Origin of the sequence: Enterococcus sp. AZ197 (assembly GCF_050556405.1) — a bacterium.
Taxonomy (GTDB): domain Bacteria; phylum Bacillota; class Bacilli; order Lactobacillales; family Enterococcaceae; genus Enterococcus; species Enterococcus faecalis.
In genome coordinates this window covers 2,399,703-2,420,391 of sequence record NZ_CP187873.1, presented here as the reverse complement: position 1 = coordinate 2,420,391, position 20,689 = coordinate 2,399,703, and the positions used below count along the sequence as shown (strand labels likewise).

The 20,689-nt window shown below is 39.0% G+C and carries 19 protein-coding genes; all 19 read left to right on the top strand.

The window, feature by feature from the left end; translation table 11 throughout:
- Positions 1 to 126: 126 nt before the first annotated feature.
- The 19 genes from IGK82_RS11715 to IGK82_RS11625 all read left to right on the top strand — a co-directional run bounded on the left by IGK82_RS11715 (position 127) and on the right by IGK82_RS11625 (position 20,678).
- Positions 127 to 792, top strand: coding sequence for a helix-turn-helix domain-containing protein (locus IGK82_RS11715; protein WP_002359135.1), 666 nt, complete (start codon positions 127 to 129; stop codon positions 790 to 792).
- Between the two features lie 96 nt (positions 793 to 888).
- Complete coding sequence (locus IGK82_RS11710; protein WP_010710917.1) at positions 889 to 2,337, top strand: amidase; 1,449 nt, start codon at positions 889 to 891, stop codon at positions 2,335 to 2,337.
- Between the two features lie 65 nt (positions 2,338 to 2,402).
- Positions 2,403 to 2,930: a histidine phosphatase family protein gene (locus IGK82_RS11705; RefSeq protein ID WP_002393993.1), complete on the top strand. Its 528-nt coding sequence runs from the start codon at positions 2,403 to 2,405 to the stop codon at positions 2,928 to 2,930.
- A gap of 121 nt (positions 2,931 to 3,051) precedes the next feature.
- A complete protein-coding gene (locus IGK82_RS11700; RefSeq protein ID WP_010709912.1) occupies positions 3,052 to 5,865 on the top strand; it encodes a sigma 54-interacting transcriptional regulator in 2,814 nt (937 codons plus the stop codon).
- Between the two features lie 71 nt (positions 5,866 to 5,936).
- Positions 5,937 to 6,338 carry a PTS sugar transporter subunit IIA gene (locus IGK82_RS11695; protein WP_002365282.1) on the top strand — a complete coding sequence of 134 codons (402 nt, stop codon included), beginning with the start codon at positions 5,937 to 5,939 and terminating at the stop codon, positions 6,336 to 6,338.
- A gap of 19 nt (positions 6,339 to 6,357) precedes the next feature.
- The gene (locus IGK82_RS11690) at positions 6,358 to 6,852 is read left to right on the top strand and encodes a PTS system mannose/fructose/N-acetylgalactosamine-transporter subunit IIB (protein ID WP_002355078.1); all 495 of its coding nucleotides are present in this window, start codon (positions 6,358 to 6,360) and stop codon (positions 6,850 to 6,852) included.
- 23 nt (positions 6,853 to 6,875) lie between these two features.
- Complete coding sequence (locus IGK82_RS11685; RefSeq protein ID WP_002355079.1) at positions 6,876 to 7,625, top strand: PTS mannose/fructose/sorbose/N-acetylgalactosamine transporter subunit IIC; 750 nt, start codon at positions 6,876 to 6,878, stop codon at positions 7,623 to 7,625.
- Positions 7,625 to 8,476, top strand: a complete 852-nt coding sequence (locus IGK82_RS11680; RefSeq protein WP_002359140.1) for a PTS system mannose/fructose/sorbose family transporter subunit IID — start codon at positions 7,625 to 7,627, stop codon at positions 8,474 to 8,476. Before IGK82_RS11685 ends, IGK82_RS11680 begins: the two co-directional genes overlap by 1 nt.
- Before the next feature lie 11 nt (positions 8,477 to 8,487).
- Positions 8,488 to 9,591 carry a DgaE family pyridoxal phosphate-dependent ammonia lyase gene (locus IGK82_RS11675; RefSeq protein ID WP_002370039.1) on the top strand — a complete coding sequence of 368 codons (1,104 nt, stop codon included), beginning with the start codon at positions 8,488 to 8,490 and terminating at the stop codon, positions 9,589 to 9,591.
- Positions 9,592 to 9,594: 3 nt separating this feature from the next.
- Positions 9,595 to 10,338 (top strand): 2-dehydro-3-deoxy-phosphogluconate aldolase, encoded by a 744-nt coding sequence (dagF, locus tag IGK82_RS11670; RefSeq protein ID WP_002378063.1) that lies wholly within the window; start codon positions 9,595 to 9,597, stop codon positions 10,336 to 10,338.
- 346 nt (positions 10,339 to 10,684) lie between these two features.
- Entirely contained in the window at positions 10,685 to 12,598 is a 1,914-nt protein-coding gene (locus IGK82_RS11665; RefSeq protein ID WP_002388572.1) for an endonuclease MutS2, read from the top strand.
- Positions 12,599 to 12,685: 87 nt separating this feature from the next.
- Positions 12,686 to 14,131: an alkaline phosphatase gene (locus IGK82_RS11660; RefSeq protein WP_002392525.1), complete on the top strand. Its 1,446-nt coding sequence runs from the start codon at positions 12,686 to 12,688 to the stop codon at positions 14,129 to 14,131.
- Between the two features lie 111 nt (positions 14,132 to 14,242).
- Positions 14,243 to 15,214, top strand: a complete 972-nt coding sequence (locus tag IGK82_RS11655) for a dimethylarginine dimethylaminohydrolase family protein (protein WP_002359145.1) — start codon at positions 14,243 to 14,245, stop codon at positions 15,212 to 15,214.
- A 425-nt stretch (positions 15,215 to 15,639) separates the two neighbouring features.
- Positions 15,640 to 16,329 (top strand): WxL domain-containing protein, encoded by a 690-nt coding sequence (locus IGK82_RS11650; RefSeq protein ID WP_002355089.1) that lies wholly within the window; start codon positions 15,640 to 15,642, stop codon positions 16,327 to 16,329.
- Positions 16,330 to 16,416: 87 nt separating this feature from the next.
- Entirely contained in the window at positions 16,417 to 17,550 is a 1,134-nt protein-coding gene (locus tag IGK82_RS11645) for a DUF916 and DUF3324 domain-containing protein (protein ID WP_002394060.1), read from the top strand.
- The gene (locus IGK82_RS11640) at positions 17,531 to 17,932 is read left to right on the top strand and encodes an LPXTG cell wall anchor domain-containing protein (RefSeq protein ID WP_002355092.1); all 402 of its coding nucleotides are present in this window, start codon (positions 17,531 to 17,533) and stop codon (positions 17,930 to 17,932) included. Before IGK82_RS11645 ends, IGK82_RS11640 begins: the two co-directional genes overlap by 20 nt.
- Before the next feature lie 45 nt (positions 17,933 to 17,977).
- On the top strand, positions 17,978 to 18,202 hold the full coding sequence (locus IGK82_RS11635; protein WP_002355093.1) for a hypothetical protein: 225 nt from the start codon (positions 17,978 to 17,980) through the stop codon (positions 18,200 to 18,202).
- Between the two features lie 165 nt (positions 18,203 to 18,367).
- On the top strand, positions 18,368 to 20,377 hold the full coding sequence (locus tag IGK82_RS11630) for a BglG family transcription antiterminator (RefSeq protein WP_016622104.1): 2,010 nt from the start codon (positions 18,368 to 18,370) through the stop codon (positions 20,375 to 20,377).
- A gap of 1 nt (position 20,378) precedes the next feature.
- Positions 20,379 to 20,678, top strand: coding sequence for a PTS sugar transporter subunit IIB (locus IGK82_RS11625; RefSeq protein WP_002355095.1), 300 nt, complete (start codon positions 20,379 to 20,381; stop codon positions 20,676 to 20,678).
- The last annotated feature ends 11 nt before the right edge of the window (positions 20,679 to 20,689 follow it).

The window sequence follows — 20,689 nt, the reverse complement described above, 5'->3', positions numbered from 1 at the left end:
ATGACTGATTTGCTTGTAAATTTCTAAATTTTAATTCGAAAAATTTCCAGTATACTAAATATATCAAAACAAAACACGAAAATTGAGAAAATTTTGAACCAAAAAAGAATTAAGGAGGAATCAAGAATGAAAATAATGGTCATCACAAAAAATATTTTATCAGAAACTGCTTTTCAAAACCGCTTACAGCATTTAGATCACCAAGTTTTTTGTACGACGTGTCTGATTGGTGAAATTAAGGAAAGTCATTTGTTTTATCGAAAATTTGATGCCATCATTCTCAGCGAAACGATTCCTCGCAAAGAACAATATTTATATCTAAAGGAATTAGCCAGAGTTAAAACGCCGTTGTTTCTTCGCTCGGAAGACATTCCTACCTCGGAAGAATTGAGCATTAGCTATCAATATGGCATTCTCAATTGGTTACGATTGGATGCGACTTTGGATACATTAAGAGAAAATCTCCTTTTGGCAGAATTAAATAAACCCATCCAACGAGAAGATGAAAAGTTAGATGTAGAGGGGATAAAGCTAACAGCCGCAGAACGTGCACTACTGGCTGTCTTGTATAGTACGCCAAAAGAACACTTACCAATGGAGCGCCTGTGTAAATTAATATATGACACAGAAGAAACAGCCAATAATCGAAAAAAAATGACCAAACAGCTGACAAAATTAAATAAAAAAATTCAAGTAGGGGGCTTTAAAAAACAAGGTATCCAAAATACACGTTATAAAGGCTACAAACTGCATCCGCAGTTGCTTCCTTACATTGGCGAATTATTTACTTAAATTAGAGAAGCACTTGACGAATGAGAATCACCATCACAGGATGCCCCTTAAAAACCATGCTATACTAATACTGAATAGTATAGGAGGTGGGTCTGTATGAAAGACGGACTATATTGGGTACAACAATTAAAAGAACAGAAAGTAAGTCACACAGAACTCTTAAAGGATATTGAGAAAAAAGTCCAAAAGTTAAATCCAAAGATCAATGGCTTTGTAACCTTTGACAGCCAAAAAGCAGAAGCAACTTATCAAAAAAATAAACAGCAGGACACACTATTTGCTGGTTTGCCATTTCCTTTGAAAATGTTAGGCCAAGAAAAAGCGGGGTGGTCAGCAACGGCCGGCTCGCAACTTTTTAAAAATAGTACTGCAACAACGACCTCTAACTTTGTCAAACAAGCAGAAACGATTGGCTTGATGCCTTTAGGACAAACCAACGCTCCAGAGTTTGGCTTTAAAAATATTACGGACCCTGCGCTTTACGGGCCAGCCCGCAATCCTTGGAACCTGGAACATTCGCCAGGCGGTTCCAGTGGCGGCGCTGCCGCAGTTGTCGCTAGCGGGATTGTTCCTATCGCCGGCGCTAGCGATGGCGGTGGCTCCATCCGAATTCCCGCCTCTTTTAGTGGCTTAATTGGCTTAAAACCTAGCCGTGGCTCCATGCCTGTCGGCCCAGAAGGCTGGCGAGGCTGGCAAGGTGCCTCGATTGACTTTGCGTTGACTATTTCTATGAGAGACACCAAAGCGTTATTTTATGGCCTACGTGGTAGCCACAGTGGCGCCCCATACCAAGCGCCCTTGGCAGAATGGCAAACACACCCTAAAAAACAACGGCTAAAAATTGCTCTGTGTACCGCTTCGCCTATCGGCTCAATGATTTCGCCAGAAGCAACACTAGCGGCGAAACAAGCGGCTGATTTTCTGGCAGCCGCTGGTCATGAAATCATTGAGATTCCTTATCCAGTCGATGGTGCAGCGCTGATTCGCTCCTATTATCAAATGAACGGCGCAGAAACTACAGCAATGATGAACAGCATTCAACAGGGGCTCGGGCGCCCAATTCGTAAAGAAGAAATCGAACCTTTTTCATGGACCATGCATCAATTTGGCCAAAAGATTCCAGCAGCCACCTATGTTCATTCATTACAGTTGTGGGATCAAGCAGCAGTAACGATGGAAGAACTTTTTCAAAAATTTGATCTGTTTTTATCACCAACAACGGCTTTTTCAGCACCAAAAATTAACGAAGATTTGCAAAGTGAGCACATTCGTCAACGAATGGAGCAAGCAGCAGAATTAACAGAAGCAGAGTTAGCTGAATTAATCTATGATTATTTTGATAAAAGTTTACAGCTAACACCGTATACTCAACTAGCGAACTTGACAGGACAACCAGCCATCAGCTTGCCCACACATGTTACGGCAACGGGGTTACCCTTAGGCATTCAATTGCTGGCTGCTCGTGGACGTGAAGATCTCTTATTCCAAGTAGGCGAACAGTTTGAGCAAGAAGGTAAATTTAAATTACCAGAAAGTTACCGCTAAATAGGGTGTTATTGTGACCAAATTTCAGATAAAATAGACACAAGACAAAAAACTGAGGTGGAAAAATGCTGTACGTAGTGAGACATGGTGAAACAGATTATAATGTGGCCCGTAGAATTTGTGGTCATGCGGAAGCGCAATTGACCGAAAAAGGCTATCAACAAGCGGAATTGGTAGCTGAAAAAATTGCCAAACAAGGAATTCAAATCGACCGTTTACTGGCGTCCCCTTTAAAACGGGCGCAAGAAACAGCACGTAAAATTGCGGAACGAAATCAATTGACGACTGAAACAGAACCTCGTTTAATTGAGATGAATTTTGGCATTTATGATGGTGAACCGATTGAAACAACGGCTTTCCAAGAAAATCGTTCTGAGATTTCCTTGCCGTTTCCAGAAGGGGAATCAGTCCTAGATGTCGCGGGTCGAATTTATCCCCTGATTGAGGAAGCCTTGGCTTCAGAGGAAACTTACCTATTTGTTTGCCACAATGCGGTTATGCGAGTCATTGATAACTACTTCAATGGTAAAAAAATCCAAGATTTCTTGGACTTTCATTGTGAAAATACACAACTTGTACAATACGGAGAATAAAAATCAAGTCTTTAATCTTTTGGTTAAAGACTTGATTTTTTTTATGGTAAATAAGAAACCGCTTCCGTTTTAATGTATAATAAATTAACTTTTGGATCAAAAAAGAAATGGGGAAAAGACTATGAGAATTGATAATATTCATCAAGCGTTAAAACAGTTTCACGTACAAAATCCAAGTAGCAAAGAAACCTTGTTGCCCGCAACGGCTTCGCAATTAAGTCAGGCCTCTGGCTATACCCGAACCGCTGTTAGTGAAGAGCTTTCAGAATTAGTGAGAAAAGACCAAGTCGTTAAAGTTAAATCAAGACCGGTGTTATTTTTTGATAAAGACTACTTAGAGGAACAGTTTCCTTTTTTTAAAAGTAGCACGTGCTATGATTCCCTCGCTTCGCTGCAAGAGGACATTTATCAACAGACAGAACAGATACATAAGAAAAAGCAGCTACTGAAAATGAATCCATTTGCGAACGTAATTGGTTTTGATGGGAGCTTAGCAGACGCCATCAAGAAGTTGAAAGCCGCTATTTTATATCCGCCTAATGGCTTGAATATTTTACTTACTGGAGAATCTGGGGTGGGGAAAACCTTAATTGCGGAACAATTACACCAATTTTATCAAGTTAAAATGAACCAAGAAGTTCCGTTTATTTATTTTAATTGTGCAGAATATTTCAACAATCCAGAATTATTAACTTCGCATCTGTTTGGCTATAAAAAAGGCAGTTTTACTGGTGCCGTCAATGACCAAAAAGGCTTAGTGGAGTTGGCAGATGGCGGTTTTTTATTTTTAGATGAAGTCCATCGATTAACGAGCGAAGGCCAAGAAAAATTGTTTACAGTTTTGGATAAAGGGTATTTTACACGGATGGGTGAAGCCGAAAAACAAAGAAATGTATCGATAAAATTTATTTTTGCAACAACCGAAGCCGTCAATCAACATTTTTTGAAAACGTTTTTAAGAAGGATCCCTGTGACATTAGCCATTCCAGCTTTAGCCGAGCGCTCTTTGAAAGAAAAAATTCAATTGATTTTGTCCTTTTTCTTAGAAGAAAGTCAACGGATTCAAAAGAATATCCATATTCGTTATGAGGCGTTGAAACAATTAACGTTTACTCATTTTGAAGCCAACGTTGGCGAATTGAAAGCGGCGATTCAATTTATGAGCGCACAAGCCTATTTAGAAGTATTCGATCAATTAACGGAAACTATTTGCATTGAAGCAAACGAGGGGACAGTCAAAGAGCAACCTGATGTAGAAAGTCTGCTGGCTTTTAATGAGTGGATACCTAACGATGGCCTCACGATTCAATACAACCATTTTTATTTAAGCAGTCAAGAGTTACTCAAATCGGAAAGTCTGAAAAATGATCGTTTTTATAATTTTCTATTGAAAGAATATGCGGATTTGAAAAAATTAACTCTTTCGACAGAGGATGCGCTAGCAATCATGCAAAACAAAGTAGAGCAACTTTATGATATGGATATTTTTGCTCAAGAACCGCTAGCCATAGAGGCCATTGACGAAACATTGCAGTCAAAAATTCAAGAAGCCATTGTCTTTTTTGAACAATTAATCCAAGAAAAATTGACAGAGGATTTCCAGAATATTTTAATTGTCCACCTTTATTCTGCTGTTTTTTATTCTGCACAAATGAATGAAACATTTTATTCAGATACCAAAAATATCTATTCTGGCAAAGTAACCCAGTATCAAGCTGCTAAGACCATGGTGGACTTTCTACAAACATTGTTTGGGATTTCTTTTGCTGATACGGAAATCCTCTTTTTTGATCTATTTATTCGTAAAGTCACAGCTAAAAAAAGAGCGCACTCAGTTGAAGAAAACTGTGGCGTTATCGTCGTTGCTCATGGTACCGCGACGGCCAGCAGTATGGTTGAGTACACCAACCTTCTGTTTTCAACAACGGTCATGCGTGCAGTTGATATGCCGATTAATCAATCCGTGGAAGAAACATTAGAAAAAGTCCGTGCAATTGTAAAGCAAAATCAGTATAAAAAAATTATTTTAATGGTGGACATAGGTTCCCTGGTTTACTTTGGTAATGCTATCAGTCAAACGTTTCAAATGGAAGTGCTGCTAATTAGCAATATCAATCTCTTAACATTGCTAGAAGTGGCCCGAGAAGTCATTTATGAATCGACGGCATTTGAGTATCTATTACCAGTCTTAAAAGAAAAAAATCATCGCGCCTTGATTTGCAGTAAAGGTCGCTTCAACGAGGCAAAAGTTCTCATTATTTCCTGTCTAACTGGCATGGGGACTGCTATTAAAATTGAACAGTTGTTACTAAAAACTTTTCCTAATGAATTACTAACGAATGTACGCATCATTACTTTAGAGAAAAGAGAAGTGGAAGATATTGATCGCTTGCATTCTTTTGTTCGAAAAGAAGAGAAAATCGTTGGTATCATTGGCACCGTAAAGACAGAAGTGCCAGATATTCCGTTTATTTCTTTACAAGATTTACTATCGAAGCGGGGCATTCAGCTAGTTTTCGAATTATTAGGCCATCATTTAGAAGAAAAACAAAACCAAGAGTTACTAAAGAAAGTTTCAGCTAAATATATTCAAGGATTATCAATCGAAGCTATTACAGACTTACTAACGGTTTTGAATCCTACAACCATTTCGATCGAATTAGCTAAGATTTATTCAGATATTTGCTTACAAACTAAAATAAAAAGTGACGAAAAGATTTTACTTCGTTTTATCATTCATTGTGCTTGTATGTTAGAACGGCAATTGCTAAATCCAGAATATGACCCGACAGCTTATGAAGTGTCATACCGAGAGTTGCCAGAAGTAGTATCTGTCATAAAAATGGCGTTTCGACCGCTTGAAGTGTCCTATAATCTGTTGATTCCACCTTTGGAAGTGCGCTATATTTATGAATTGCTCTTTGAAAAGGCTTAATTCAAACGGAAATGAAAGTTGGCACACTTATTGCTTTTAATAAAATGATTAATTAGCAAAGGAGTTTGTTTATGGAAAATGAACCAATTTTACTTTTAACACACAATGGTTGGGGCTTGGAATTAGTCAAAAGCGTCCAGATGATTGTAGGAGAAGTCACAAATGTACATGAAGTAGCATTACAAGCAGAGGATTCACTGGGGGATTATTTAGAACGAGTCACAGAAAAAATTGACCAATTAACGTGGCACAACCAGTTGCTAATTTTAACAGATGTTAAAGGCGGCACACCTAGTAACGTTGCATTACGTTTATCAAAAGATTATGACCTCCTGATTGTGTCAGGATTATGCACATCGTTATTATTAGAATCCGTCATGAAACAAAGTGGTCCTGGATTTCGTTTACAAGATGCAGAGATGATTCAACAAGCAGCAGTAGACAGTTGTCAAATTTTAGAAATTCCAAAATAAGAAAGTACAGGTGAACAGAATGTCAAAAATCGTATTAACAAGAGTCGATAGCCGTTTAATCCATGGACAAGTAGTGACTAAATGGTTACAACAATCAGGTGCAAATGAAATTTTGGTAGTGAGTGATGAACTAGAGCAAGATGAATTTTTACAAAGTATTTATTTAATGGCGGCGCCTCCAGGGGTTTCTGTAGTAATTAAAGGGATTGAAAGTGCCAAAGAATATTGGGAATCGCAAGAAAAGGAAGAGAAAAAGGTGTTATTTTTAGTGCCAGATTTAACGACCTTAAAAGCGATGGTGGACCAAGAAATTATTAAAGAGGAGATTCAAGTTGGTGGCTTAGGTGGCGGACCAAATCGGAAAAATGTTTTAAAAAATATCAATTTATCTGAAGAAGATGTTGCAATTTTGACTGAACTTTTAACGAAGGGCATCCATGTTTTCTTCCAAGCGATTCCCGAAGAAAATCCCCTACCAATTCAAAAATTAATTGAAAAATATCAATCACTATAATCAGAGAAAAAGGAGAGAATCATATGGGCGTTTTAGGTGTTTCAATTATTATGGGACTTTATTATTGGTTTGCACGTTTGCGTTTTGGGTACACATTTTCAGGCATGCTGTCTCAGCCATTAGGCGCAGCGTTGGTGGCTGGTTTAGCAACAGGAAAACTTAGTGAAGCAATGGTTGTGGGGGCGGGGATTCAACTTGTTTATCTAGGAGTCACCTCCACACCGGGCGGCAATGTGCCTAGTGATCCGGCTTTAGCTTCAGCAATCGCGATTCCGATTGCTTTAGGTGTGGGAATGAATGCCGAGGCGGCTGTTGCACTAGCTGTTCCTTTTGGTGTGTTAGGCGTCTTTATGGATCAATTACGGCGGACCATCAATGCGACTTGGGTGCATATGGCTGATAAATATGCAGAAGAGTTAAATTATGGGGGGATTTACCGAGCTGCGTTTGTTTATCCAGCTTTAGCGGGATTTTTAATTCGCTTTCCGTTGGTTTTTGCGGCGAACTTTTTTGGTCAATCCGTGGTGAATAAAGTCTTAGAAGTTATCCCAGCATGGTTGATGCACGGCTTTGAAGTAATGGGTGGTATTTTACCAGCGTTAGGATTCGCCTTAACAATTATGGTAATTGGCAAGAAAAATTTGATTCCTTATTTTTTAATTGGTTTTGTTGCAGTAGTATATTTTGGCGCAGAAGTTATGGCCGTCGCTATTTTAGGAATCTGTATTGCCTTTTTAGTTAGAAATAAGGCATTGAGTGAGGAGGCAGCATAATGGAACAAATGACACAAGCAAATGAACAACAATTGGAACAGAAAAAAATTACTAAAAAAGAATTATCCAAAGCCTTTTGGATTTATCAACTAGGCTGTGAATTATCAAATTCTTATGAACGTCTCCAAAGTTTAGTTTTTTGTGCATCGATGATTCCTGCAATTAAAAAACTTTACGCAGACGATGAAGAACAACAAAGAGAAGCTCTGAAACGTCATTTGAATTTTTTTAATACTGAAGGAACAGTAGGGGCTTCAATTCAAGGGATTGCAATTGCTATGGAGGAAGAAAAATCCAATGGCGCAGCGATCTCTGATACGGCGATCACATCGATTAAAACTGGGCTGATGGGTCCGCTGGCTGGGATTGGCGATTCGATTATTTGGGCAGCATTAATGCCGTTAATCATTTCCATTTTTATTCCAATGGCTAAAGGAGGTAACGTGATTGGAAGTATCGGTCCGTTGGTTCTGTACACAGCCATTACGTTATACATCAGTTGGACGTTAGTAAATAAGTCCTATACATTAGGGCGTAATTCAATCTTAAGTTTGTTAAAAGACGGCAAAATTAAGCAAGTCATTTATTCAGCAAATGTTTTAGGAATGATGATGATGGGCGCTTTAAGTGCGAGTTATGTTAAAATTGCTAGCCCGATGACGTTTAAAGTTACTGGCGGTGCCACGATTGTTTTACAAGATATCCTAGATCAAATTATGAAAGGGTTACTTCCTTTAGCAGCAGTCATGGCTATTTATTTCTTCATGGTAAAAAAAGGTCCACGTTACGGTATCATTATCGGCACGATTGTCTTAGTTAGTTTGGTCACTTCATTCTTTGGTTTGTTATAAAGGAGAAAATAATGAATAGTTACGAAAAATTCCACTTAAAAGAAGTCATCAATGCTTCTGGGAAAATGACCATTCTAGGTGTCTCCAAAGTTTCGGAGGCAGTCCTAGCAGCTCAACGATTCGGCGGCGAACATTTCTTTGAAATGAGTGAACTTAGTGTGCAAACAGGGGCCTTTTTAGCCGACTTGTTGAAGGTAGAAGATGCCCAAATCGTTTCCTCGGCTTCGGCGGGGATTGCCCAATCGGTGGCTGCCTTGATTGGAAAAGGCAGCTTGTACCACGCGTATCATCCCTATTCAGAAAAGATCGAACAGCGGGAGATTGTTTTACCTAAAGGGCACAACGTGGACTACGGCACGCCTGTAGAAGTTATGGTAGCGCAAGGCGGCGGCCAAGTGGTGGAAGCTGGCTACGCCAACATGTGCAGTCCAGAACACGTGGAAATGATGATTTCTGAAAAAACAGCGGCCATTCTATACATCAAAAGCCATCATACCGTGCAAAAAAGTATGCTGACGGTAGCCGAAGCGGCCAAAGTGGCGCAACGCCACAAGGTGCCGCTAATTGTTGACGCGGCAGCAGAAGAAGATCTTTTCAAATACACTGAAGCAGGCGCTGATTTGGTGATTTACAGCGGCGCCAAAGCCATTGAAGGGCCAAGTGCCGGTTTAGTGGTCGGGAAAAAAGAATACATTGACTGGGTGCGCCTACAAGGCAAAGGCATTGGTCGAGCAATGAAAATTGGCAAAGACAATATCCTAGGCTTTACGCAAGCAGTGGAAGAATACTTGGCGCATGGCAGTGAATCAGGGGCTTCGATGCAAGAGCGCTTAAAACCGTTTGTTGAAGCCATCAACAACCTGTCAGATTTAACCGCCAAAATTGTCCAAGATGGCGCTGGCCGAGACATTTATCGCGCCAGTGTCAAAGTGGACGGCAGAAAAACCGCCAAGGAAGTCATCCAAGCGTTAAAAGCAGAAAGTCCAGCCATTTATACGCGAGAATATCAAGCCAACAATGGCATCATTGAATTTGACATTCGTTCTGTCAATCAAGAAGAAATGAACAAAATCGTGCAACGATTACAAGAAATTATGGACACAAAGGAGAAATAAGCCATGTCATTAAAACCTAATTATTTAGAAGAACGCATTTGTTTAAACGTTTTAGCCAATTCAGTAGAAAATGCCCAAGCCTGTTATGAAGCAGCAGAAGGGCATGTTGTGTTAGGCGTCCTTTCAAAAAACTATGAAACCGATGAAGCAGCCATTGACGATATGAAAAAATACCAAGCAGCAACCAACAACGCTTTATCTGTCGGCTTAGGAGCTGGTGATCCAAATCAAAGTCAAATGGTGGCTCGCTTATCAGAAGTTCTACAACCGCAACACGTGAACCAAGTTTTCACAGGTGTCGGCGCTTCGCGGGCCTTACTTCGTCAAGACGAAACAGTGATTAATGGCTTGGTTTCACCCACAGGCAAAGTTGGCTATGTTAACATTGCGACAGGTCCGTTAAGCTCGGGTGCGCCAGCGGCGGAAGTACCTATCGAAACTGCCATCAAATTGTTGAAAGACATGGGGGGCAGTTCCATTAAATATTTCCCGATGAAAGGCTTGGCTCACAAAGAAGAATACCAAGCAGTAGCAGCAGCTTGTGCCAAGTATGACTTTTATTTAGAGCCAACAGGGGGCATTGATTTAGAAAACTTTGAAGAAATTGTTCAAATTGCGGTGGATGCCGGCGTTAAAAAAATCATTCCTCATGTCTACAGCTCAATTATCGATCAAGAAACAGGGGACACTAGAACAGAAGACGTGAAAACGTTACTAACCATGATGAAAAAGACATTGAATAAGTAAAGGGCCAATCTTTATTTGACTTTCTTCGCTAGATTTGCTACTCTCAAGTGGAGAATAAATAAAAACCAACAAATGAATGTGGGGTATTTTGGTGAGTGTCGTAGGTATCTAATTGATAAGTTGAATAACCAGTGAACCAAGCAAGGTTTATTTGGTGTGCTTAGAAAGTGATACCTGTCAGTCATCTCATTTACTAAATACCTCCTTTAAAAGAGGTTTCTTTAGTAACCTTTATCCAATGATAAAGAGGACAGCGGTAGAACGCTGTCCTCTTTTTTCTATAGAAACTGGTTTTTATTTAAAGGCGCCAGGTATTCTTTTCGTGATAGAAAGGAAGAAAAAACAAATGAATCATGAAACCATTCAAAAATTACAATTTACAACAATTCTTAAAGAAGTTCAAACACGTGCGATTGGCGAGTATAGTAAAGAACGGTTGGCGAAAATGGTCCCTGCAACACGTTTAGAAACAGTGCAGTCCCGCTTAACGGAAACAACCGAGGCCCGCTTAATTATTGATAGCGGACAACACGTCCCTTTCATGGGCTTGAGCCAAATTACCCGCTTGCTTCAACAAGTGAAAAAAGGCTTAATCCTTACACCAAACGAATTGATTGAGGTCGCTGACTTTTTAAGAAGTAGTCAGCGAATCCAGAAGTTTTTTGAAAAAAATCAATACCAAACACCACGCCTATTTAGTTACAGTCAGCACTTAGCTGATTTCAGAGCAATTGAAGAACAAATTTATACGAAAATCCATAATCAAAAAGTTGCCACCGATGCTTCTCGACAACTTCGGAAAATCCGGCGTCAAATCAATGAATGCCAACAAGAAATTGAAACAAAAGTCACCAAATTTTTACGCAATAAAAATAATCAACTGTATATTCAAGAAAATATGATGGTGAAAAAAGGGGAACATTACACGGTACCAATCAAAGCTAGCTATAAAAATAAGGTTTCAGGCACAATCATTGAGCAATCCAATAAAGGACAAACGGTCTTTATTGAACCTGTAGCAATTAGTAAATTAAATGAACAATTGACACTCTTAAAAGCGGAAGAAACAGCGGAAGAATATCAAATTTTGGCGGAACTAACTGGGTTAATTAATGAGCAAGAACGACTTGTCGATCAAGCCGTCGATACAATGACCACCTTAGATATTATTTTTGCACGAGGAAAGTATAGTCGCGAAATTGGTGGGATCACGCCAAAAGTAAACAAAGAAGAACGCTTGCGCATTGTTCAAGGAAAACATCCACTTTTATTAGAACACGCAGTACCATTGACGTTTTCTTTAGGAGCAGAGTATCGAGGACTTGTCATTACAGGTGCCAATGCTGGTGGTAAAACGGTTGTCTTGAAAACAGTTGGCTTATTGACTGTCATGACACAATTTGGGTTGCAAATTCCAGCACAAGCGGGCACAGAGATTCCAGTATTAGATGAAATTTTTGTCGATATTGGTGATCAGCAAAATCTGGAAAATGCGTTAAGCACTTTTTCTGGGCACATGAAAAATATTGCGGAAATGTTGCGTAATGTTAAGCGACACACGCTTGTTTTATTAGATGAAATTGGCAGTGGTACCGAGCCGAACGAAGGAGCTGGCTTAGCGATTGCGATCATGGAAACGATGTATCAAAAGGGTGCCTTGGTAGTTGCGACGACCCATTATGGTGAAATTAAACGTTTTGCCCAAGAACATGATGATTTTGTGCCCGCCGCAATGGCCTTCGATCGTGAAACATTAACACCCAAATATCAATTGAAAATTGGTGAAGTTGGCGATAGTCAGGCGCTTTGGATTGCACGTAAAATGAAGATGGAGCCACAGCTCATTGAAAAGGCGGCCCATTATATTCAGCGGAAAGAATACCCTACTAATCGAAGTTTATTTAAACCCCTGAAAGCAAAAGAAACGACCTTTGCCATGTTTGTAAAAGAAACACACCGTTATCAAAAAGGTGATCGTGTCCTATTGACAGAAACACAACAAATTGGGTTGGTTTTTACAGATGAGGGTGAACAAGAAATCCAAGTATTTGTGAATGATAAAATTGAAAATGTACCACGAAGACGGTTGAAATTACAAGCGAAAGCACAAGATCTATATCCGCAAGACTATGATTTAGAAAGTTTATTTACAGATTTCCATGAACGAAAGAAACTCAAAGATATTGAACGCGGCTCAAAAAAAGCGCAGAAACAATTACGCAAAGAGGCCGAAAAAAGAGCAGCAAGACGCGATAAATAAGGAACTTAACAGAAGCAATACAACAACTTAACACTTTGTTTACTTGTTATTTATCAGAAATCAACTAAGACTTGTTATAGTCAATGTATGGGTAGATATGAAGGAGGAAACAAGGAAATGAAGAAAAGAGCTTTGCTAGGGGTTACCTTATTAACATTCACAACATTAGCGGGTTGTACAAATTTATCTGAACAGAAAAGCGGCGAAAAACAAACAGAGGTTGCTGAAGCGAAGGCAACTGAATCTGAAAAAGCATCAGTAAAAAATGTTATTTTTATGATTGGAGATGGCATGGGGAATCCGTATACAACGGGCTATCGCTATTTCAAAGCCAATCACTCAGACAAGCGTGTTCCCCAAACAGCTTTTGATACCTATTTGGTCGGACAGCAAGCCACTTATCCAGAAGATGAAGAAGAGAATGTCACCGATTCAGCTTCCGCAGCGACAGCGATGGCTGCCGGAGTAAAAACCTATAATAATGCTATAGCACTCGATAATGACAAGTCCAAAACAGAAACAGTGCTGGAACGTGCGAAAAAAGTGGGGAAATCAACGGGGCTTGTAGCAACATCTGAAATAACACATGCAACCCCTGCTGCATATGGCGCACATAATGTTTCACGCAAAAACATGGCAGAAATCGCCGATGACTATTTTGATGATCAAATCGACGGACAACACAAAGTCGATGTGTTACTTGGCGGCGGCTCCGAATTATTTGCCCGGAAAGATCGTGATTTAGTCAAAGAATTTTCCCAAGCGGGTTATGGTCATGTCACAGACAAAAAGTCGTTGAATGAGAACCAAGACGACAAAATTTTAGGCTTGTTTGCACCAGGCGGGCTACCTAAAATGATTGACCGAACGGAAGAAGTCCCTTCATTAGCTGATATGACAGAAGCGGCTCTTCAACGGTTAGATAAAAATGAAAAAGGTTTCTTTTTAATGGTTGAAGGTAGTCAAATTGATTGGGCCGGGCATAGCAATGATATTGTTGGCGCGATGAGCGAAATGCAAGACTTCGAAGCGGCGTTTGAAAAGGCCATCGATTTTGCCAAAAAAGATGGTGAAACATTGGTGGTTACAACTGCAGATCATTCAACAGGGGGCTTGTCTTTAGGCAAAGGAGATCAATACAACTGGTTGACGGAGCCTTTACATGCGGCAAAACGCACGCCTGATTTCATGGCAGAAGAAATTATTAAAAATGGTAATGTGGAAAAAACAGTGACTGAGTATATTGATTTTCAATTAAGTGAGGCTGAATTGAAAGCAGTGAAAACAGCGGCGGAGTCAAAAGATGTTGAAAAAATAGCTCAGGCATTAAGAAAGATTTTTGATGAACGTTCGAATACTGGTTGGACTACTGGCGGACACACAGGAGAAGATGTAAATGTCTATGCTTATGGCCCACAAGCAGAAGCTTTTTCAGGACAAATTGATAATACAGACCAAGCGAAGATTATTTTTGGCTTAGTAGATGGCACCGGGCAAAAAGCTGAGATTAAAGATAAAGGTATTGGTAAATAACAAAATGAAGAAAAAGCAGAACGTATAGAAGTTCTGCTTTTTCTTCATTGAAGGCATAAAAATTTTATCTCTGTTATAATGAAGGTAACCAGATAAAAGTGAGGTCAAATAATGAAAAAAATGCATGTTGAAAGTGAATTTGCACCGTTGCGTTCAGTTGTTTTAGCACAATCGCAATTTTGTTTACCAGATAAATTTGATGAAGCGGATACGACTTTTTTAACAGAGGAAAATGCCCGTTTAACACAGAATAATGAAGGGCGTGATTTAGCAGACTTTGCACCAGAACAACAAGTGCGTTGGGAAAAAGAAAAAGAAGTCATGCAAGGAGTATTAGAATCTTATGGCGTAGAAGTATTTCGTCCACGTTTATTGACAACCTATGAAAAAGAACATGGCAAGGAATTGGGCGTAGGATATAGTAACTTCTTTTCACGAGACCCTTTTTTTACAATTGGCAATCTCTTAATAGAAGGAAACTTAAGATTTCAACACCGTCGACAAGAAATTTTACCAATTCGTCCGATTATTCAGCAGTGGACACAAGAAGCAGAAGGCTATTATTTTGCTGCGCCACAACCTGACATTTCTGAAGGGGCTTTAAGTGAAGCAGGTCCCTTTATTGAAGGCGGCGATGTTTTAGTTCTAGGAAAAACAATTTTTGTGGGCTACTCTGGCTTGGCAAGTAACCTAGCAGGAATTCAGTGGTTAGCCAATATGATTGGTCATTTTGGTTATGAAGTGGTGCCGGTTCGGTTACATCCGCATATTCTCCACTTAGATTGTGCGTTAAGCTTGTTGAGAGAAGGCTTGATGATTGTTTGTGAAGAGGCCTTTTTGGATGGACTTCCTGCGCAATTAGCCAACTGGGAAAAAATTCACGTTACTTTGCAAGAAGCAGCGTATTTAGTGACAAATGGTCTACCGCTTAACGAAGAAACTTATATAACGGACCAATCGTTTACAACTTTAATTCCTCAAATAGAAGCAAAAGGTATCAAAGTTGAGGCAATTGATTACCATGTTTCTAGAATGTTAGGTGGTTCCTTCCGCTGTACAACGCAAGCTTTGATTAGAGAATAGTCAGCGAGTGATTATCAATTTTCGTAAGAAAAAATGTACGTTTTGTCTATGAAAACGATATAATTTTAGTTTTCACTATTTTTTTTAAAAATATTGAGGAAATTTCGATTTAATAAATGCGAGAAAACGTCAAAATGTTAGTGTTTGTTACTAATGTTTTGACGTTTTCTCGCTGTTTTTTTATAAAATTACTACTTTATATGTGAAAAAAAACAATATATTTTTTGAAAATTACGTTTTCAAAGACACGAAAAGTCGTTGGAACCTTGCTGTTATAGTAAATTCATTTTTTTTGCATGAGGTGTTTAAAATTTGAAATCACAAGCAGTCTTTTTTTCGCTATACTTAGTTTACGTTCTACTGAGATAGAAAAGTTTTTCACTTTTTTATTCATTAATTAACCAAGATATAAAGGAGAGAGTAAAATGAAGAAAAAAACATTGGTAACTTTATTTGCAGGAACGGCAATTTTAGGGGCAAGCATCGCTCCTGCAGCAGCACATGCAACAACGACTGGTACAACACCAGCAAACGTAGAAATGACGAGTGGTTCATTACCAGGTGGTAATGGTGATGGAGAAGATGGAAGTACCCAAGAACCAGAACCAGGTACGAATACTAACTTTGATTTGTTATATGTTCCAACAGAATTCAAATTTGCTTCGACAGAAGTTAGTTCTGATTTATCAGCGATTTCATTAGATGCAAATGGTACACAAACAAAACGTTATGCGGTCGGGGATGTTCGTGGAACACAAGCGGGTTGGTCAGTTACTGCAGGCGTTGCTGAAATGAAAAATGGTACTGCTACTTTAGAAGGTTCAATTACCTTTGCGCAAACAGGAGCAGTAGCTAAATACGATGAAACAGCAAAAACATACTCACGTGATGTGGCTGCCTTTGCAGCAGATCCAGGAAGTCCTGAATTTGCTGGAACAACTATTCCAGTAGGTGGAGCAGCTGTATCAATTGCTACAGCTGCAGTTGGTAAAGGTCAAGGTACATGGGATTCTGAATTATCAAATGTAAAATTAAACATTACAACACCTAGTTCACAAATTACAAATGGTGCGTATACAGGTAACGTAACTTGGACATTAGTGGCTGCGCCATAAAAAGTTACTAACGAGAATACTGCATTACTAGAAAAGGAGCTGCGCAGTGGTGCACGGCTCCTTTTCGATACATAGGAGGAACAAATAATGAAGACAATGCGCTGGCTAATCGTCACAGTTTTTATTTGTGTGATGGCATTAAGCATCCCTTCTGCTGTACAAGCAGAAGAAGCGGATGACAACATGAATACAAAATTTACAGTTAAACCCAATATTCCTGAGAATCAAGCGAAAAATACGCAATCCTACTACGATCTCATTGTAAAACCAGGACAGAAACAAGAAGTCGAATTATCTTTAATTAATAAAACAGATGAAGAATTGACGATTGATTTAAATTTGGCGAATGCTGTGACGAATGACAATGGTTTAATTGTGTACAATGATTTCGAGAAAAAACCAGATTCAAGTTTAAAAGTACCCTTGACAACATTAATTAAATTACCTGAGGAACATGTAAAAGTTCCCGCTAAGAAAACCGTAACAGCCAAAATGACTGTCGAAATTCCAGCGAATGGTTTCCAAGGATTAGTTTTGGGTGGTGTTTATGCTTCGCTTGCAGAAGATGAAAAGGAAGAAAAAGGAAAATCAACGGGTTTAACCAGTCGATATGGATTTAATGTAGCAATTGCTTTACGAATGTCAGAAGATACACCGATGTATCTAGCAGAGACTCTTCAATTAGTTAAATTAGTTCCGACCATTGCTTTAGGAAATAAATCGGTCCAAGCGGTTATTCAGAATCCGACATCCGCTATTTTTCCTGAAGTACGTTTAGAAGGAAAAGTAACGAAAAAAGGCGAAACGAAAGAATATGCCAAACGGATTTTACCAAGTGTTCGTTTTGCGCCAAATTCGACGATGAACTTCCATTTAGATTTCGGGAAAGAAGATGTTCGTCCAGGAACCTATATTTTTGAAGGAAAAGCGGTCTTGAAAGAAGATGAACAACAAGTGTGGCCGTTTAAGCAAGAATTTACCATCAGTAGTCAAGAAGCCAAAAAATTAAATAAAGAAGCAGTAGTGAAATTGGTCCTACCGACTTGGTGGAATCAAGCTTTTTATGGCTTGTTAGTTGCAACAATTGTGAGTCTAATTCTAGCTATTTGGCGTTTTACGCAACAGAAAGCAACACTGAAACAACAAGCCTATTTACAACAAGAAAAACAGGCAGCCTTGAAAAATAGACAAGGAGTACGCTATGATGACAATGAAAAGTAAAGGGTCACTTCTGGTGACGTTGGGAATACTTTTAACCGTTGGCATTGCGAGTCTAATTGTTTCTTCTGAGAGTTTTGCAGAAGAAGTAGGGCAAACGAATATCGGTGTAACGTTCTATGGAGGGAAAGAGCCACTAAAAACGGAAGGTGTCATTAAGCCAATAGAGCAACCAGTCACTGATAAAGATAAAAAAACGTCACAACAACAAGACAAAGTGAGCAGAAAAACCACTGCTAAAACGAATCCGACTAATGCACAGACGTCATTACCAAGGACAGGTGAACGAAATAGCACGTGGCTTTACAGCCTTGGTATTGCATGTTTACTCGTAGTACTAACAAGTTTCTATTATTTGAATAAAAAAAGGAAAAAGGAAAAATAATGTGCTGTTTTTATAAATAGAGTTAATGTAGAAGGAGGAATATAGATGGAGATTACGATGTGGATTTGGATTTGTGCTGGCTTGGCCGTCCTTTGTTTTGCTTTATTTTTACTGTTCTTAGTAAATAGCATGAATTTTGTACATCTGGCAAAGCCTAAGCAGTCTTTAGTAAAACAATCAATGTTTAGTTGGCTGCTTCTGGTGATGTGTGGCGGCTGGGTAGCGGTGGCTATCTTGCTGAATATCGCATTACAAACACAATTAACATAAAGAAAACCCGTTGTAAGTTTTTAAGAAACTTGCAACGGGTTTTTGTTAACTTTAAAATAAAGAACGGTACAATTTATCAAAAAAGTACAGTAGACATTTGTACCCAACTTAGATAGAAATTAAAGCGCTATCATTATATGATGATTACAGGAGGAGGACACAGCTGTGAATTATAAAATAAGTTATCTCCTTGACGAGTATGCAGGGCAAAAAATTGCGCTCTCTTTGGCTCAACAAATAACCGATCTTTCGCAACGAGAATTAGTGACGCAACTTTCGACAATAGGCGGAGAAGTTCAACAGGATACCGTCAGCATTCCAAACCTTTCCGCAAATGAATGGGGAAAACAACTTTTTCAACAACGTCAAGTGATCTATAGCGAAACAGAAAGACAAGCACTTATTTTTTTGCTCACTTATTCAGAAATCGAAGAACTATCGGTGTATCATTACCAAAATTTTTTAGACGTTTCGAAAGGCACTATTTTAGCGGATATCAAAAAAGTACGACACCAACTAGCAACTGAAAACATTGCTTTATCCTACGAACGAAAACGAGGGTTTTACCTAGAAGGAGATGAATTTCGGATTCGTCGTTTCGGGAAAAATTGGCTTGCCCGCCTCTTACAACAAAAGTCGGGCACCTTCGCTTTATTTTGCTGGCTCAGTCAGCATCAAATGAGCCAATACGCAAAAATACGTGACGGCATTCAATTAGCCGTCCAGGAAGCACAGCTTCAACTGGTACCCAGCAGATTAGATGAAATTAGTTACTTTCTTGCTTTTTCTCAAAAAAGATTAGGCAAATATAAAACAGTCGTCTGGCCTGAGAACCAGTTAATTCAGTCCTTACGCGCTTATCCCGTCAGTCGTCGTATTTTAAGTGATTTAGTTGGGCCAGTGGCGAATGTAGAAACTGAGAGTCTTTTTTTCACGATTTGTTTAATGACAGCCTTGCAAGGAGAATTGCGAGATACGAAGTTAGAGTTTTTATTAGATATTTCTGGTGAAATTATTCGGAAAATGGAATTGTTGGCCGTTGTTCAATTTGAACAGCCTCGTGAATTGCTCATGAATGTGTATTATCATCTGGTTCCTGCCTATTTTCGGATTAACTATGGCTTTTACTTGCCGAATGTTTTAATCAAGGATATTCGACAATCGTATCGGTCGCTTTATCATCTTTGTGAACAAGCGTTAGCTCCTTTAGAAAAATTAACGAAACGGTCAATCCCGTCAGAGGAAATCGGTTTTTTTACCATATTATTTGGTGGAGAAATTTTCGGCCAAAAAAATGAACAGCGGCAAGAAAAGCTAAAAGCGCTAATTGTTTGTCCCAGTGGCATCAGTTCTTCGTTGATTTTGCAATCGGAATTGCGTCGGCTATTTCCAATGATTGAATTTAAAGAAACGAATGCGGTGAGGGAAATAGAGAATGTATCTGAAAAAAGCTATGACATCATTTTCTCAACGGTCCCTATTGAAACAGCCAAAAAAGTTTATCTTACCAAGCCCATTATGAGCTCTTTGGAGAAAAATCAATTGATGCACCAAGTTCAATCAGATTGGCTATTGCCAGGTATTTCCATGCCAGATGTTAAAGATATTTTAGATGCCTTAAAACCTTATATTTCCTTAAAAAAAGGAGTCACAGAAGCGCAGTTATATCGTGTCTTGCATCGTAAAATGAACAAAATTTTAGAAAAAGAGGAGGATCTGCGTCCAATGTTATCGGAATTATTAACAACAGAAACAGTCCAAGTCCTGCCTGAAGTTGCAGACTGGCGAGCGGGAATTACAGAAGCTGCCAAGCCGTTATTAAAAAATGGCAGTATTACGGAAAAGTACATTGATGCAATGATTCAAAAAGTCGAATCGTTTGGGCCATTTATCCATATCTGTCCAGACGTAGCATTGCCTCATGCGCGACCAGAAGATGGCGTTAATCAGTTAGGCATGTCATTACTAAAAATCCAAAAAAGTGTCGATTTATTAGAAGATCCTAAGCATGAAATTCACCTTTTTATTTGTTTAGCTGCTTCAGATAACGAAACACATTTACGGGCCTTATCTAGTCTGACAAAAATTCTATCAAAAAAAGAATCATTACATCGCTTAGTGGCGGCTGAAACCGTCCCAGAAATACTATCAATTATCCAAGAAGGAGAGAAATAAGATGAAGATTTTTACAGTTTGTCAAAGTGGTTTAGGAACAAGTTTTATGGTGCAAATGAATATCCAACAAATTTTAGAGGAAGTCGGTGTTGATACAGATAATTTTCAAATTGATCACACAGATGTCGGGAGTGCCAGTGGCGATATGGCTGATTACTTCTTTGTCGAAAAAACATTGCAAGATGCTTTAGGGTCAATTCCTGATGAAAAAATCATTCCTTTAAATGCGATTATTGATTACGATGAAACGAAGGAGAAAGTCTTGAAAGTTTTAGATGACAATGGCATTGCACATCAATAAGAAGGAGGAAA